This is a genomic window from Geobacillus sp. FSL K6-0789, assembly GCF_038593135.1.
Lineage (GTDB): Bacteria > Bacillota > Bacilli > Bacillales > Anoxybacillaceae > Geobacillus > Geobacillus stearothermophilus.
The window spans coordinates 370,570-386,345 of sequence record NZ_CP151966.1; the positions used below are offsets into that span (position 1 = coordinate 370,570).

Below are 15,776 nucleotides of genomic sequence, written 5' to 3' on the forward strand. Positions count from 1 at the left end.
GAGGGCATGCTTTTTCATCCAAAGGACACCCTAGAAGTCGTGCAAAAGGCCAATAAATCGATCGGGCATTTGGCGTACCATCTCCATTATTTTATTGAGCATCGGTGGAATGACCGTAAAAAAGTGTGGGAACCTTCGAAACAGTTGAAATCCGCCCCGATTCTCCCAGAGCTGAAAGAGGTTGGCGAGCAGCTGCGGGCGCAGCGAGAACAGGCCATGGTGGAATGGGCGCAAACAGGGGGAGTCAAGAAGCTGAAAGCCCGCCTCTCTGGCCGAATTGTCCACGGACTGGGCGCGGGGCATGTTCGCGAGACGTCATTGACGATCCACCCCGTGTACGGTCTTCCTTACATTCCTGCCTCCAGTCTGAAAGGCCTTGTGCGCCATTGGTTTATCGAGGCGTATTGCGAAGGGGACGAGAAACGGCTCGGCGAGCATGAAGACGGACGCGCGATTTTTGGGACGCAAGGCAATAAAGGACAGGTGCAGTTTTACGACATCTTTCTCATCGATGGATTGCGGTTGGAAAAGGATGTGCTCGCTGTACATATGAAGGAGTATTATGAGGGAAAAAACGCTGCGACAGATAATCAAAAACCTGTTCCCGTTTCGTTTTGGACGGTCATGGCTGCAGAGGCAGACATTTATTTAACGGCCTATGGCTTTCGAGACGATGAAAAAACCGCCCGTTTGTTGGAGGCAGCATCGTTATACACAAAACAGGCGTTGATGGAATGGGGGATCGGTTCGAAAACATCGTCAGGCTACGGTCGATTTTCTGAAGTGGACGACGTGACGGAAACCGAATTCCTCCCAATGGTGCAAAAAGAGAGCGCCCGTCTTGAGCGTCGAAAAATCGAGCAGGAAATGGTGGAGCGAAAGAGACGCGAGGAAGAAGAACGAGCAAGGCTGGCTCTTCTCTCCCCCGAAGAACGGTTGGTGGCCGAAATTGAACGGCTCGCCGACAGCGAAGCGGATAAGCAGCGAAGCAAAGACGTGCTGTACCAGCAAGTCCTTGAGCAGCGAAACAAACAAGCCGCCCTTGCCTTGCAGGCGTATTGGCAACGCATCGGCGAATGGGGAAAAGGCATCAGCAAAAAACAAAAGCAAAAAATTGACAAGCTTCAACAGCTGCTAAATGACGAATGACACCATCCCAGTTGTCGTCGACCCCCATTGTGTCCAAATCCGGGGGATCGACGACAAGATTTCGAACTTCAATAGAACCTGTTTTCTTTTATGGATAGATCATTTCTCTAGATGAGCAAATGAACTGTAATAAATTTGCAACCAAACAAAAAAGGAGACATGAACCGGACTCCTTGGTTAGAATCAATGTGCCAACCATTCCTACAGGTTCATGTCTCATGAATGGATAAGCACGTTATCAAGGAGATCACAAGTTTTTCATAACATTGGGGTTCACCTTTTCGGTTTTGAAGCATCACGTTCGTCTCGTCGCCGCCTTGATCACCAAGGGATTTTCCGGAACGTTGACCGTTCTCGATGATGCAATCAAAAACCAGCCTCATGCCGACTAAGGGGCCCCTTGTTTGCCTCTCTTAAAAATGCACATCTACTAATTTGAAGGCAGGATTCTGACACAATGTGCTGATGTACATCCTAGCTCTCCATTTTTTCTATCTTCCATGCAGGATTTTTGCCTCTTGCCCGCGAATCGATATGTTGAACATGTTCAAAGAGGGGGGATGGAATGGCCATTGACCATGACCGGCTGTTCAAAGAACTGATCCAAACGTTCTTCGAAGAGTTTCTCCTTCTCTTTTTCCCCGACATCCACGAGCATATCGATTTCCGCCATTTGTCCTTTTTGTCCGAAGAGCTGTTCACGGATGTGACCGCAGGAGAAAAGTACCGCGTCGATCTGTTGGTCGAGACGAAGCTGAAAGGAGAAGATGGGCTGATCATCGTTCATGTGGAGAATCAAAGCTACGTGCAGCCATCGTTTCCAGAGCGCATGTTTGTCTATTTCAGCCGTCTGTTTGAAAAATACCGCACCCGCATCGTTCCGATCGCCGTCTTCAGCCATGATGCCCTCCGCGAGGAGCCGTCCGTGTTTTCGATCGAGTTTCCCTTTGGCGAGGTGCTGCAGTTCCGCTTTTTCCCGGTGGAGTTGCGCAAGAAACATTGGCGGGACTACATCCGGCATGACAATCCGATCGCGGCTGCCCTCCTTGGCAAAATGGGGTATACTGAAAGTGAGAAAGTCGAGTTGAAAAAAGAGTTTTTGCGCATGTTGGTGCGATTGGAGCTGGATGAAGCGAGGCAGCGGCTGCTCTTGGGTTTTTTTGAAACGTATGTGAAGTTGTCGGAGGAGGAAGAGCAACAACTCCAAAGAGAGGTGAGGGCGATGGAAACGAAAGAAAAAGAGAACGTGTTGGAGCTGATCATTTCCTATGAGCAAAAGGGAAGGAAACAAGGGTTGGAAGAAGGCATCAAACAAGGAATGAAACAGGGAATGAAACAAGGAATGAAACAGCTGATTCGTAACATGGCACGCAAAGGAATGACGGTGGAAGACATTGCTCGGTTGGTGGATCTTTCAGAGGAAGATGTTCGGGGATTGCTTAGAGAGTAGGGAAATCAAACACAAGAGGTGGCCATCTAACGAGGGTATTTCGATGTGATGATTGTGGAATTGAACTTGACAGAGATCGAAACGACAGTATCAATCTTTCGAGATATCCTGCATAGCGACTGGTACCGTGAGTTGCATGGGAAGTGAAGCCTTCGGAGCGTCAATCAAACGAGAGCAGTTTCGGCGAAATCGGACAAGGATCAAGCAGGGAATGAAGCATGGGATTGAACAAGGACGCCAAAAAGGATCGAGGAAGGGAAACCCGACATCGCGAAGGAAATGTTGATGAAAGGGTAGGATATCGACACGATCCACGAACTGACCGGGCTGCCGGCGGAAAAGATCGAACAGCCGAAGAAGTCAACCCGCCTTTGCATTGTCGTCGACCTCCAATCATGCAAAAAACCCGGGGGATCGACGACAATGGTTTTTGACGCTCCAAGCCTACAGCCATCACGATTGAAAGTCATTGACAGAATTTTTGAAACGTGCTATGCTGAAAATAGCTCCAAACCGAAAAGCTTGATGGAACAAGCCTTTTTGGGGTTTTTATCGTACCTATGAGGGATTGAAACACAACATGCCGGAGAAAACGATCGGAAATATCCTTGTTTTTATCGTACCTATGAGGGATTGAAACAAAATAGATGTCCCAAAAATTGACAGGCCGAAAGGGTTTTTATCGTACCTATGAGGGATTGAAACTCACGCCAATCTCCAAGTTTTCACGCAGAAACTTTTGTTTTTATCGTACCTATGAGGGATTGAAACAGCTCAAATTGAATCATTTTCGTTTCACGACGAGGGTTTTTATCGTACCTATGAGGGATTGAAACACGAGTACGTCGACGTCGAAACTACAATAGAAATCGTTTTTATCGTACCTATGAGGGATTGAAACTATAGAAAATGCTGGACGATGAGCTTGCCTTTCCGCGTTTTTATCGTACCTATGAGGGATTGAAACTCATCGCCCATTTCAGTGACAATGGCCACGATGTCGTTTTTATCGTACCTATGAGGGATTGAAACCCACATTTCGCATCGCTGTTCGTTTTGAATGCCCAGACGTTTTTATCGTACCTATGAGGGATTGAAACCCCGACGAGTAGCGGGATAATGTTAGCGTTTTTCCTGTTTTTATCGTACCTATGAGGGATTGAAACCCACTTGTTGAATATTCAGCAAAAGATTGCAGACCGAGTTTTTATCGTACCTATGAGGGATTGAAACTAGTACTACAATTTTATCTAGATGTCAACTACTTTTGTTTTTATCGTACCTATGAGGGATTGAAACCGCATAATTGAACACTCTCCTTTGTGATTAATTTTTCGTGTTTTTATCGTACCTATGAGGGATTGAAACTCCTCAACAATCTCGAAGAAGTCGTCAGAGATTGCGGCGCGTTTTTATCGTACCTATGAGGGATTGAAACTCCAGCATGACAACCACTGTCCCGCTGGATTCACGAAGTTTTTATCGTACCTATGAGGGATTGAAACAAGTTTCAATATCGCCCCGAGATGTATTGGCTTTAGTTTTTATCGTACCTATGAGGGATTGAAACGGTAGAATCACAATTTCGGTTCTCCATATACTTCCCGAAGTTTTTATCGTACCTATGAGGGATTGAAACAAGAAGAGCAGGAAAGAGTAAGAGAGGATCTGGAAGGTTTTTATCGTACCTATGAGGGATTGAAACGCATTTTTGTTACCATTTGAATTTGATTCATCATGATGTTTTTATCGTACCTATGAGGGATTGAAACTCTCTTTTCAAAGTGACGATGTTCATTTATGCGTACAAGTTTTTATCGTACCTATGAGGGATTGAAACCCCAATGATCGTAAGGAAAAAGCAACGCCTTTGCGTTCGTTTTTATCGTACCTATGAGGGATTGAAACCCATGATGGTGATGATGCAGCGATTGCAAAATTTCCGTTTTTATCGTACCTATGAGGGATTGAAACATACGCTCGAGCAATGTTGCTTGGTCTGTTATTTCCGTTTTTATCGTACCTATGAGGGATTGAAACGATGCCTCGATCGGTACGCTGATACATCTTTAGAGGGTTTTTATCGTACCTATGAGGGATTGAAACCGTTCATAATTCCCGCGACAAGGTCAGCTTGCAGGCGTTTTTATCGTACCTATGAGGGATTGAAACTAATGAAGCTAAAGGAGCATTCCCGTTAGGAGCTTTTCCGGGGACTTGATCAAAAAAAGCCCTCTTGGTATGATGCAGGGGTGTCAAACAATACCTACCATCATGCCAAGGAGGACTTCAGATGAATTGTACACAAAACTATAAAATTGATCAAGTTACGGAACAAACGCTTGTCGTGGGCATCGATATCGCGAAACGAACCCACTACGCCTGCTTCGTGGATGACCGGGGGCGCGTGCTTCGCAAGTCGTTCCCGATCTTCCAGTCGAAAGAGGGGTTTCAGCAGCTGTATAAAGCGATTCAGGAGGCGATGCAAGCGTTTGGGAAGTCAGAGGTGATCGTCGCGGTGGAGCCGACCGGGCACTACTGGTTGAACCTGGCCTACTTCCTCGAGGAGCACGGGATCCCGTTGGTCATGGTCAACCCGGCGCATGTGTGCCGGTCGAAAGAACTTGATGACAACCTGCCGACGAAACACGACGCCAAAGACGCCCTGGTCATTGCCAGACTGGCAAAAGACGGACGATTCCTCGTTCCCCGGCTGCTGCACGAGATCGAAGCCGATTTGCGCGTGGGAAGCACGCTCAAAGAGAAGCTCCGCAAGGAACAGACGGCGGTGAAAAACGCGATCGTCCGCTGGACGGATCGGTATTTTCCAGAGTTTTGGACCGTGTTTCGTGACTTGGGGAAAACGGCGCTTTCGGTGTTGGAGTGGACGCCGCTTCCGGCTGATATGGCCGGTCGGACCGCCGAGGAGCTCATCGAGGTGTACCGGCAAAGCAAAGGGATGAAATGCCCGCAGAAGGCCAAAATTCAGGCGTTGATCAACACCGCGAAGGACTCGATTGGGGTGACGGAAGGGACAGCGATGGCCCGGTTTGAGATCGCCGCGCTCGTCCGCCGATACCGCCAATTGGAGGCGGAGATCGCTGCACTGGACGCCGAGTTGAAGGCATTGGTTCAAACGACGATGGAGTACCAATGGTTGAAAACGGTCGACGGGTTGGGAGACGCCACGATCATCGATCTGCTGGCGGAGATCGGCAGCTTCGCCCACTATCGGGACCCGCGTCAATTGGTGAAGTTGGCGGGCCTGACGCTCAAGGAGAACTCCTCCGGCCAGCGCAAAGGGCAAAAGCACATCTCCAAACGGGGACGGAAACGGCTGCGATCGGTGCTGTTTCGGGCGATGATTCCGCTGATTCGGCATAACGAGGCGTTTCGCGAGCTGCATGAGTATTATACGACCCGATCCGTCAATCCGCTGACCGGAAAGCAGTCCATCGTCGCCTTGTGCCGGAAGCTGTTGAATGTGCTGTTTGCGATTTGTACGAAGAAACAAGCGTTTGACGCGGAGCGAATGAAACAGGACGTCTTGTCCCAGGTGCAACGGGCGGCCTAAGGCCTCCCCCTGCGAACGGAAGAATCGTTGGACAACGAGATGACACCGGAGAAGCTGGCGTGATTTTATCCATTCGACCTTGAGTCCCCAAAGGAGCTTGGCCGGCCTCCGCCTGATGACGAGACCGAACGAGGGAATGTTGGCGCGAAGACGCCCGGAGACATGGGAGGGTTCGTCCTCATCAGCGACGCGGAGATCCAAAGGGTGCATCGAATACGCTTCTCCCCACGGAAGGAAAATATACCCATCCGTGGCCGCGAAGCGCACCCTAGGTCTGTAAGATATCCACAAAACTGAAAAAGGATGTAAGGGATTTTGTCGAAAAATATTTTTTGGACACCCCTGAGGGGCCGAAAAGCCTTGATAAATCAACATTTCTAGAGGGAGGAATAATGATGAAAGGCATGTTTTTATCGTACCTATGAGGGATTGAAACATAAGTGAGAACCGTGAATTGAGGAGTAGCTTTTTCCGTTTTTATCGTACCTATGAGGGATTGAAACCTCGATTGTTGCGACTATGCCACTTACCGCGCTCGTACGGTTTTTATCGTACCTATGAGGGATTGAAACCACCTGCGGAGTGGGTAGCGGCTTTGCAAGAAAACCGTTTTTATCGTACCTACGAGGGATTGAAACCGGAGTCGGCCGCTTTCTCCACGCGTTTCCGCCCAGTTTTTGTCGCGCCTATAAGAGGCGAAACCCTCTTCAATGTCACGCCATCGTATGAACGTCTTCCGTTTGAAGAAACCGGATGGCTGCACTTCCCCGATCGACCGCTTCGTTTTGCTTCGGCTGCTCATTCTTGCGCCGCTTGCTTTGCAGGAAGCCGCTTTTTTGTTTCGCACATGGAGAACGTTTTGGCATCTGCTTTTTTTGTATGGCCCCATTGATCCACCAGGCATGGTTGTTCACTGCCTTTCTTTGCCGCTGCTGCATTTCCTCAGTCCGATGCGATATACTTGACATGGGAACAATCACGCTTCTTTCTCGTTCACCGTCGTGTCGGCGGACATGCTGCGTTGGCGTTGGACGGTTTGAAAGAAGGCGGAGAAAAGCGACAGGGGTGGGATGGATGCGCCGCAAGCTTCGCGATCTCGGTTTTTCCATCGGCACGCTTCCGACAGGGGAGCGCAATCAAGTCACCGATGTGCCTGGGGTGCGGGTCGGTCATGTGACGATTCGGGAAGATATGAATGAGCGGACAGTGATCCGCACTGGGGTGACGGCGGTGTTGCCGCATGGGGGCAACTGGTTTTTGGAGAAGGTGCCCGCGGCTTGTTTTGTTTTGAACGGTTTTGGGAAAACGGTCGGGTTGGTGCAGGTCGAGGAACTTGGGTTGATCGAGTCGCCGATTATGCTGACCAATACGTTCAGTGTCGGCGCTGTCTGGCAAGGGACGCTTGAGTATATGCTTGCGATGACGCCGGAGATCGGAGATACGACCGGGTCGGTCAACATTGTCGTCGGGGAATGCAATGACAGCTATTTGAATACGGCGCGGGCGCTTTCGGTGACGAAGGAGCATGCGAAAGAGGCGATTGCCGCGGCGCGGGTGGAGATGGAAGAAGGGGCGATCGGCGCGGGGACGGGTATGATGTGCTTCGGCTGGAAAGGGGGCGTTGGCAGCTCGTCGCGGGTCGTGAGTAGGGGATATACGGTCGGGGCGCTGGTCGTGAGCAATTTCGGCCGGCGTGAGGAGTTGCGGTTCGTGCCGTATGTGCCGCCGTCGTTTGATGAACGGGATGTGCCGCCTGGTTCGATTATGATGATCGTCGCGACCGATGCGCCGCTTGATGCGCGGCAGTTGAAGCGGCTGGCGAAGCGGGCGGCGGTGGGGCTCGGGCGGACGGGAAGCTGCGTCCATCACGGGAGCGGCGACATTGTCATTGCGTTTTCCAATGCTTATACCATTCCCCATTTTTCGGATTCTGCTCTTCAACCGTTCCCTCCGCTCGTCCGTGATGACGCGCCGCTCATGAATGAGCTGTTCCAGGCGGCGATTGAGGCGACCGAGGAAGCGATTTGGAATTCGCTTACGATGGCCGAGACGACGGCCGGGCGCAACGGGCGGGTGGGGGAGGCGATTCCGTATTCGCTGCTTCGACGGATGGGAGAATGATCGAAAACGGCCTGAAAGGGATTCCTCTCAGGTCGTTTATTTATGATCTTGGCCGCGCTGTCAGTGGCGGATGTGAAGGCGGTGCGCCCAGGCGGCGATTTTTTCTTTCATGTCTTCACGCCATGCGCGGTCGTGGGTGGTGGATCCGACCAAAGCCCCTGTGGCGATGAGGAGCAGCCCTGACAAGGCGAAAATGGCCGAAATGGATGCGAATCCTGCGATGGCTCCCGCTGCCGTCGGACCAGCGAGGTTGCCGAGAAAGCGGGAGCTGGCTGTGACGCCGAACACGCGGCCTTGGATGCGGCGCGGGCATTGCGCGTTGATCAGCGCTTGAAGGGCAGGCCATACCCCGCCGACGACAAGCCCTTGCAAGAAGCGCCAGACGTACAATTCATAAAGATGGTCCGTCCATACTTGCGGCAAGGCGAACAAGCCGGACAGCACAAGCAGTATCGGTAATGTTTTCTCCTGCCCGATCCGGTCGCCGAGTTTCCCTAAGTACGGTGCGCCGATGATCGTCGCGATGCCGGTGATCGACGAGGCGAGGCCGGATAGAAAGGCGAGATTGCGAGAATGGCCGACGAGCGACTGGACAAAAATCGTCATCATCGAGTTGACGCCAAGAACCGCAATTTGCACGAGAAACGTGGCGATAAATAAGACGATGAGCGGCCGGTGTCTGAATACTTCTTTGAAGCTGGCCTTGTTTTCTTTTGTCTGCGGCACGACGGGATCTTTTTCGAGCCAAAAAATGACCGGTAAGAGCGTCAGTAAAATGCAAAGCCCGGTCACGAGAAACACCGGGCGGAAGCCGAACAGGTCGGATAAGGCGCCGCCGATGAGAGGTCCGATGATGTTGCCGGCGATGCTTCCCGTCTGCAGCGTCCCGAGAGCCTCGCCGCTATGGTCTCTCGGCACAACGCGGGCCAAGTATGAAAACGAGACAGTGATAAATCCAGAGAAAAAGCCGACAAGAAATCGGAGAGCAAGCAGCGCCATCGGTGAGGCGGCGAACGCCATGCATCCGGTGATCAAGCCCATGCCGATCCCCGCGCGGATGAGGTTGGCGCGCTGGCCGTACTTGTCGGCGAACATGCCCCAAATCGGCGCCATGATGGCCGCCGACAAAAACGTCGCCGAAAAGACAAGACCGGTCCAGACGCTCAACGAATGGTGCTCGGTGATGCCCATTTCCCACAACAGCAGCGACAAAAACGGAATGACCATCGTCATTCCCGCCGACACCATGAAATTGCACAGCCAAAGAACGCGGACGCTTCGCTTCCAGTTCATAGGAGGTCATCTCCTATATTATTTCGTTTCTATAATGATTTTACCACGATGGGAAAACAAAGGAAACGATTTTGCTTCCGAACGGGGAAAGCGAGAGTCAGGCCGTGCGACGGTGGGGAGCGGTGTCATTTCCCTGAACAAACACCATCCCCCTTGCCTGCCCGGCAAGGGGGTCATCTATGTCAAAGGGGGAGGAGATTAGGCGTTATTGGCTTGGGCTTCTTTCCACTTGGCTAACTCACGTTCGACTTCTTCATCAAATGGCACAGGGGACAACACGACGTTCGTTCCGAATCGGGCGGCTGCCGCTTCGGCTTCTAAGGCGATGACGCGCTCTTCTATGCGGACAAAGCCGCGCAGCGCCTCGTCGGCGGAAAAGGAGGCGAGCGCCGAGTCGATTTGCTTCAACGCTTGCGCGGCGTTAACGCGGGTAGCGAGCTCCAGCTGCTTAGCTGCGAGCTCGTCGTACCGCTCGCGCAGTTGGTTTAGACGGTTGGCGACTTCGGCTGTTTTCGCTTTGATGGCGTCGTATTGTTGTTTGTACGCCTCCAGTTTTTTCTCATACAACAGCTTGTCGCGCAAGGCGAGTTTGGCGACGGCTTCTTCGTTGCGCTCGAGCGCCAGTTTCGCTTGGCGGCTCCGTTTTTCAATCGTCGCCTCCGCTTGGGCGATGAGCGTCTCATAGCGCTGCTCGGCGACCCATTGCTGGGCGAGCGCCTGGCGCCCTCGTTCGAGCTGTTCTTCAAGTTCGCGCAAATATTGTTTCGTCATGGCGACAGGGTCTTCCCAGCGGTCGATTTGTTCGTTCACTTCAGCGAGAACGATCGTCTTCATTCGGCGAAAAATGCCCATTTGTTTGTGCCTCCTTTTGAATCGTTTTTTTCCATTCATCAAGCCAATCGGTGGAAACGAATGGCGCCGCTGGCATCAACACCTCAACAGCAGATGGTTTGCGCGCTTGGCGACGTCCCAAGGCGTACACCGCGGCCAGTGCAAGCAAAAGCAACACCCATTTCGGCAGCAACGCCGCAATTCCGAGCGTGACGAGCACCCAGCCGATCCAGCGCTTCGACCGCGCCGCGGCGAGCCATACGGCCCCGGCAGCGGCAAGCAAAAGAGGGATGAGCCACTTTAGGAACAACATCGGCATCATCCAGCCTCCACGCTGCTCCATGATGAACTCCCGATGGGGATGACCGAATCCGCCCGGCATGCCGTCAAACGGAGCGCCCGGCCGCCCGTGCGCCATCACTTCATGCGGAGTGAGAATGTGAAACAGGCTGACCCCTGCAAGGGCAACAAGGGCGAGCAGAAAAACTGCCCGAGCTTTCTTCAATCTCGTCACCTCCCTCTAGAAATGTTGATTTATCAAGGCTTTTCGGCCCCTCAGGGGTGTCCAAAAAATATTTTTCGACAAAATCTCTTACATCCTTTTTCAGTTTTGTGGATATCTTACAGACCTAGGGTGCGCTTCGCGGCCACGGCTGGTTATATTTTCCTGCCATGGGGGGAAGCGTATTCGATGCACCCTTTGGATCTCCGCGTCGCTGATGAGGACGAACCCTCCCATGTCTCCGGGCGTCTTCGCGCCAACATTCCCTCGTTCGGTCTCGTCATCAGGCGGAGGCCGGCCAAGCTCCTTTGGGGACTCAAGGTCGAATGGATAAAATCACGCCAGCTTCTCCGGTGTCATCTCGTTGTCCAACGATTCTTCCGTTCGCAGGGGGAGGCCTTAGGCCGCCCGTTGCACCTGGGACAAGACGTCCTGTTTCATTCGCTCCGCGTCAAACGCTTGTTTCTTCGTACAAATCGCAAACAGCACATTCAACAGCTTCCGGCACAAGGCGACGATGGACTGCTTTCCGGTCAGCGGATTGACGGATCGGGTCGTATAATACTCATGCAGCTCGCGAAACGCCTCGTTATGCCGAATCAGCGGAATCATCGCCCGAAACAGCACCGATCGCAGCCGTTTCCGTCCCCGTTTGGAGATGTGCTTTTGCCCTTTGCGCTGGCCGGAGGAGTTCTCCTTGAGCGTCAGGCCCGCCAACTTCACCAATTGACGCGGGTCCCGATAGTGGGCGAAGCTGCCGATCTCCGCCAGAAGATCGATAATCGTGGCGTCTCCCAACCCGTCGACCGTTTTCAGCCATTGATACTCCATCGTCGTTTGAACCAATGCCTTCAACTCGGCGTCCAACGCGGCGATCTCAGCCTCCAATTGGCGGTATCGGCGGACGAGCGCGGCGATCTCAAACCGGGCCATCGTCGTCCCTTCCGTCACCCCAATGGAGTCCTTCGCGGCGTTGATCAACGCCTGAATTTTGGCCTTCTGCGGGCATTTCAGCCCTTCGCTTTGCCGGTACACCTCGATGAGCTCCTCGGCGGATCGGCCGGCCATATCGGCCGGAAGCGGCGTCCACTCCAGCACCGAAAGCGCCGTTTTCCCCAGGTCGCGAAACACCGTCCAAAACTCCGGAAAATATCGGTCGGTCCAGCGGACGATCGCGTTTTTCACCGCCGTCTGTTCCTTGCGGAGCTTCTCTTTGAGCGTGCTCCCGACGCGCAAATCGGCTTCGATCTCGTGCAGCAGCCGGGGGACGAGGAATCGTCCGTCTTTCGCCAGTCTGGCGATGACTAGGGCATCTTTGGCGTCATGTTTCGTCGGCAGGTTGTCATCGAGTTCTTTCGACCGGCACACATGCGCCGGGTTGACCATGACCAACGGGATCCCGTGCTCCTCGAGGAAGTAGGCCAGGTTCAACCAGTAGTGCCCGGTCGGCTCCACCGCGACGATCACCTCTGACTTCCCGAACGCTTGCATCGCCTCCTGAATCGCTTCATACAGCTGGCGAAAGCCCTCTTTCGACTGGAAGATCGGGAACGATTTGCGAAGCACACGCCCCCGGTCATCCACGAAGCAGGCGTAGTGGGTTCGTTTCGCGATATCGATGCCCACGACAAGCGTTTGTTCGGTGACTTGATCAATTTTATAGTTTTGTGTACAATTCATCTGAAGTCCTCCTTGGTATGGTGAGTGATGTGTTTGACACCCCTGCATCATACCAAGAGGGCTTTTTTTGATCAAGTCCCCGGAAAAGCTCCTAACGGGAATGCTCCTTTTGTGTGGTGGACTGGCTTACGGTTTGTATTGTAGAAGGGGAAGGAGAAAATTAGGTGAAAAGCGAATGTTTTTTGAAGGGGTTTTGAGCATATCATCCATTAGGGGGGAGCCGCGAGATGAACGGTGATGTTCGCATGACATGACGGGGGAGGAAGGAAAGACGTGGTTCGGTCGTATGGGGTTGATGTGGGCGGCGCTTTGTTGGTGTTGTGGTTTTCCTTTTTGTTTCCGACGTTTTATGTTGGATATTATGCGTACGGCTCGTTTTTGGGGGTTGCCATCGGTTCGTTGATCGTCGGCCTATCGAGAATTCGATGGCATCCGCAGGCGCGGTTCGGCGGTACTCTGATCGGTTCGTTCCTCATCATCGCGGTGTCTGTCCTCATCATCCGCCTGTTTCCCATCGAAATCCGAGATGTCGGAGACTTGGTTATGCAGTATATCAACGCGGTTGTGAATGCGTTGATATATTTGGCATTCTCCACGCCCTCCACCTGTTGCATCGCCTGAAGCAGGGCGACGTTCCGTTTGCGAAAAAACGCTGAAGCGGCTCATAACGCCTGTCTCACCGTTCAAGAATTATTAGTTGAAATGTGAGGAAGAACATGAAAAACTGTTCTCCATCATTGTCCCTTGCATCAGAGAGAAATCATGAAAGAATGATAACGATGGCAAGGGTCGATAGAAAAAAACAAGCTTCTGAAGCATTACGCTTCAGAAGCTTGTTCGATGACTGTTGCAAATTGGCGGCGATGTTGGATAGTCAAATAAACGAGTGTTCCCATCATCATGGAAACAACAAATAGTAGCAGCTTGCCGATGTTTTCCCACATAAACGAGAAATCACCGCTTGAGATGACCGCTTTCAATCCGAAAACCGAATACGTCATCGGAAGCCATGCGTTAAAGTGTTGCAACGAGTGTGGAATCAGTTCGAGCGGGAATGTTCCCGCGCTTGTTGTCAATTGCAAAATCAGCACGAAAATCGCGATAAATCTTCCTGGATCGCCGAACACGGTAACAAGAAATTGAATGACAGATAAAAATGTGATGCTAGTGACAATGCTAAACACGATAAAGAGCGGGACGCTTTTTACGTGTAAATCGAGTCCAACCAGCAACACGACATCCGCCAGCAGTGCTTGCAAAATCCCAACGCCGAGCAAGACGCCGAATTTAGCCAAAAACCAATGCAATGGCGAACGTGGAACCCCTGCTGGTTCGCGAAGCGGAAAGACGATGGAAAGCAACAGCGCACCCACAAACAATCCGAGTGACAAGAAGTACGGCGTAAACCCTGTTCCGTAGTTCGGCACTTTATTGATTTCTTCCTTGTGGAGATTCACTGGTTGGGCAAACATGTCGTAGACAGCCTCATTGGCCTTGACATCGCTTGCTCGTTCGGCTCCTTCTTTCAACTTATTCGCCAATTCTTTTGAGCCGTCTGTCAGTTGGTTGACACCATCTTGCAAATGTTTTGTCCCGTTCGTTAATTTCTTCGTTCCATCCGCTACTTGTTGTGAACCGTTTGCCAACCGACGCGTGCCATCTTGAAGCCGATCTGCTCCTTGAGCCAATGTTTGCAGGCCTGAAGAAAGTGTTCCACTGCCATGGGCAAGCTGGCTTGCTCCTTGTGCAGCTTCTTGCATTTTTTCATACATTGTGTTCATGCCGCTGACGAGTTGTTCTTGGCCATTCGCCAGTGCGTCTGCGCCATTGACAAGTTGTTGTTGACCGGCAAGCAGTTTGTCGACTCCGCGATCGAGAGCGATATGCCCTTCGTGCAGCCGTCGGGCTCCTTCGTGCAAAGAAGAGGCTCCAGAGTGCAACGATTGGGCGCCGCTATTTAACTCTGCAAGGCCGTTTTTGACTTGTTGGCTTCCTGATGATAGCTGCATGATCTTTTGTTTTAATTGTTCGTATACGGCTCTCTGTTGCTCTTGGGGAGTTGCCTTGATGAGCGCATCCAACTGTGTGTCCAACTGCTCAAGACCGTTTGCGACTTGTGCTGCTCCTGTTTGAACTTTTGCGGCTCCTTCCTGCCACTGAGCCAGTGAAGCTGTGAGCTTTGCCGCTCCATCGCTCAATTTTTCAGATCCTTGTAAAAGCTGCGGAATGCGGGCGTCGAGCGCTTGCATTCCCTCATATACGCGTCTTGTCCCTGAAGCAAGATTCGCTGTTCCTTGTTGAGCCTGCTTGGCTCCGGAGAGGAGTTTCTCTTGCCCAGCGGTCATTTGTTTCATCCCGTTGTAAAGCGTTTCGATTCCGGTTTGAACTTGCAATGAGCCACTGGCAGCTTGGTGCAGTCCGTCAGTAAAGCTCACGGATTTTTCCGCGAGTGTCGCTAAATGGTGATATAACGTTTCACTTCCGTCTTGTGCTTTTTTCATGCCATCATACAGTCGGTTTGTTCCGTTTTGTGCTTGGCTGAGTCCGTCATGCAGTCGTGCGGCTCCGTCGCTCGCTTTTGTCAATCCGTCAGCGACGGTTTGAATCGTATCAAACATGCTTTCGGCATATGTTTCTGTTATGGCGTTCGCTACTTCGTTTTTTATTTTTTCAACTGCAGTTTGACCGATTTGTGCCGATAGAAAGTTAAATCCCTCATTCGGTTTGTAAATGAGCTCCAGTTTTTTCGGATGATCGTCTTGCAGCGTTGTCGCATTCCGGGAAAAATCGTCAGGGATTTGAATGAGCATATAATATTTTTGTTCTTTTAACCCTTTTTCCCCTTCATGTTCGGTTACAAAATGCCAGTCAAACTGTTTGTTCTCTTTTAACTTCTCGACGAGATCTTTTCCAAGATGAATCTCCTTTCCGTCGAGCATTGCCCCTTTGTCTTGGTTGACTACAGCGACGGGAAGTTCATCCAAATGATTGTATGGATCCCAAAATGCCCATAGAAACATGCCGCTGTATAGAAGAGGGATGAATAATACAGCTATGACAGGAATCAGTACTTTGCGGTTGGTCAGAATGGCCTTCCATTCTTTCAACCATAATTGAAATGCGTGCATGCCCGAACCTCCTTTGTGTATAATTATGACTGATTCGTCCATTTAGTC

Annotated in this window: 11 protein-coding genes, 1 pseudogene and 2 CRISPR repeat arrays; of the genes and pseudogenes, 6 read left to right on the forward strand and 6 right to left on the reverse strand. The window is 51.5% G+C overall.

What is annotated here, in order from left to right:
- Positions 1–6: 6 nt before the first annotated feature.
- The 4 genes and pseudogenes from cmr6 (at position 7) to NSQ51_RS01910 (ending at position 6,173) form a co-directional block, all read left to right on the forward strand.
- Positions 7–1,149, forward strand: a complete 1,143-nt coding sequence (gene cmr6 / locus NSQ51_RS01895) for a type III-B CRISPR module RAMP protein Cmr6 (protein ID WP_049624457.1) — start codon at positions 7–9, stop codon at positions 1,147–1,149.
- Positions 1,150–1,268: 119 nt separating this feature from the next.
- Positions 1,269–1,505 (forward strand): annotated as a pseudogene (locus NSQ51_RS01900) (IS701 family transposase); the annotation flags it as partial.
- 209 nt (positions 1,506–1,714) lie between these two features.
- Positions 1,715–2,599 carry an Rpn family recombination-promoting nuclease/putative transposase gene (locus NSQ51_RS01905; RefSeq protein ID WP_020279792.1) on the forward strand — a complete coding sequence of 295 codons (885 nt, stop codon included), beginning with the start codon at positions 1,715–1,717 and terminating at the stop codon, positions 2,597–2,599.
- A 545-nt stretch (positions 2,600–3,144) separates the two neighbouring features.
- Positions 3,145–4,771: a CRISPR direct-repeat array (repeat unit 30 nt; unit sequence GTTTTTATCGTACCTATGAGGGATTGAAAC).
- Between the two features lie 121 nt (positions 4,772–4,892).
- Positions 4,893–6,173 carry an IS110 family transposase gene (locus NSQ51_RS01910; RefSeq protein WP_033013870.1) on the forward strand — a complete coding sequence of 427 codons (1,281 nt, stop codon included), beginning with the start codon at positions 4,893–4,895 and terminating at the stop codon, positions 6,171–6,173.
- 406 nt (positions 6,174–6,579) lie between these two features.
- Positions 6,580–6,812: direct repeats of the CRISPR family, unit length 31 nt; unit sequence GTTTTTATCGTACCTATGAGGGATTGAAACC.
- A 74-nt stretch (positions 6,813–6,886) separates the two neighbouring features.
- Here the strand turns inward: NSQ51_RS01910 and NSQ51_RS01915 are convergent.
- A complete protein-coding gene (locus NSQ51_RS01915; protein WP_231107682.1) occupies positions 6,887–7,039 on the reverse strand; it encodes a hypothetical protein in 153 nt (50 codons plus the stop codon).
- 208 nt (positions 7,040–7,247) lie between these two features.
- Here NSQ51_RS01915 and NSQ51_RS01920 point away from each other — a divergent pair, with 208 nt between their 5' ends.
- Complete coding sequence (locus tag NSQ51_RS01920; protein WP_121650195.1) at positions 7,248–8,294, forward strand: P1 family peptidase; 1,047 nt, start codon at positions 7,248–7,250, stop codon at positions 8,292–8,294.
- 60 nt (positions 8,295–8,354) lie between these two features.
- On the opposite strand, the gene NSQ51_RS01925 is transcribed toward NSQ51_RS01920, so the two are convergent.
- The 4 genes from NSQ51_RS01925 to NSQ51_RS01940 all read right to left on the reverse strand — a co-directional run bounded on the left by NSQ51_RS01925 (position 8,355) and on the right by NSQ51_RS01940 (position 12,600).
- On the reverse strand, positions 8,355–9,587 hold the full coding sequence (locus tag NSQ51_RS01925) for an MFS transporter (RefSeq protein WP_049624121.1): 1,233 nt from the start codon (positions 9,585–9,587) through the stop codon (positions 8,355–8,357).
- A gap of 198 nt (positions 9,588–9,785) precedes the next feature.
- Positions 9,786–10,439: a PspA/IM30 family protein gene (locus NSQ51_RS01930; protein ID WP_121650196.1), complete on the reverse strand. Its 654-nt coding sequence runs from the start codon at positions 10,437–10,439 to the stop codon at positions 9,786–9,788.
- On the reverse strand, positions 10,399–10,923 hold the full coding sequence (locus NSQ51_RS01935; RefSeq protein WP_033016940.1) for a hypothetical protein: 525 nt from the start codon (positions 10,921–10,923) through the stop codon (positions 10,399–10,401). Before NSQ51_RS01935 ends, NSQ51_RS01930 begins: the two co-directional genes overlap by 41 nt.
- 396 nt (positions 10,924–11,319) lie before the next feature.
- The gene (locus tag NSQ51_RS01940) at positions 11,320–12,600 is read right to left on the reverse strand and encodes an IS110 family transposase (RefSeq protein ID WP_327861284.1); all 1,281 of its coding nucleotides are present in this window, start codon (positions 12,598–12,600) and stop codon (positions 11,320–11,322) included.
- Between the two features lie 273 nt (positions 12,601–12,873).
- On the opposite strand from NSQ51_RS01940, the gene NSQ51_RS01945 reads away from it, so the two are divergent.
- A complete protein-coding gene (locus NSQ51_RS01945) occupies positions 12,874–13,221 on the forward strand; it encodes a hypothetical protein (RefSeq protein WP_033016941.1) in 348 nt (115 codons plus the stop codon).
- A 197-nt stretch (positions 13,222–13,418) separates the two neighbouring features.
- On the opposite strand, the gene NSQ51_RS01950 is transcribed toward NSQ51_RS01945, so the two are convergent.
- Complete coding sequence (locus NSQ51_RS01950; protein WP_049624125.1) at positions 13,419–15,728, reverse strand: YhgE/Pip domain-containing protein; 2,310 nt, start codon at positions 15,726–15,728, stop codon at positions 13,419–13,421.
- Positions 15,729–15,776: the final 48 nt, after the last annotated feature.

Coding starts and splice junctions, on each gene's coding strand:
- NSQ51_RS01920 (WP_121650195.1), top strand. CDS start 7,248: ATGCGCCGCAAGCTTCGCGATCTCGGTTTTTCCATCGGCACGCTTCCG.
- NSQ51_RS01930 (WP_121650196.1), bottom strand. CDS start 10,439: ATGGGCATTTTTCGCCGAATGAAGACGATCGTTCTCGCTGAAGTGAAC.
- NSQ51_RS01950 (WP_049624125.1), bottom strand. CDS start 15,728: ATGCACGCATTTCAATTATGGTTGAAAGAATGGAAGGCCATTCTGACC.
- NSQ51_RS01940 (WP_327861284.1), bottom strand. CDS start 12,600: ATGAATTGTACACAAAACTATAAAATTGATCAAGTCACCGAACAAACG.
- NSQ51_RS01925 (WP_049624121.1), bottom strand. CDS start 9,587: ATGAACTGGAAGCGAAGCGTCCGCGTTCTTTGGCTGTGCAATTTCATG.
- cmr6 (WP_049624457.1), top strand. CDS start 7: ATGCTTTTTCATCCAAAGGACACCCTAGAAGTCGTGCAAAAGGCCAAT.
- NSQ51_RS01905 (WP_020279792.1), top strand. CDS start 1,715: ATGGCCATTGACCATGACCGGCTGTTCAAAGAACTGATCCAAACGTTC.
- NSQ51_RS01915 (WP_231107682.1), bottom strand. CDS start 7,039: ATGCCAAAACGTTCTCCATGTGCGAAACAAAAAAGCGGCTTCCTGCAA.
- NSQ51_RS01910 (WP_033013870.1), top strand. CDS start 4,893: ATGAATTGTACACAAAACTATAAAATTGATCAAGTTACGGAACAAACG.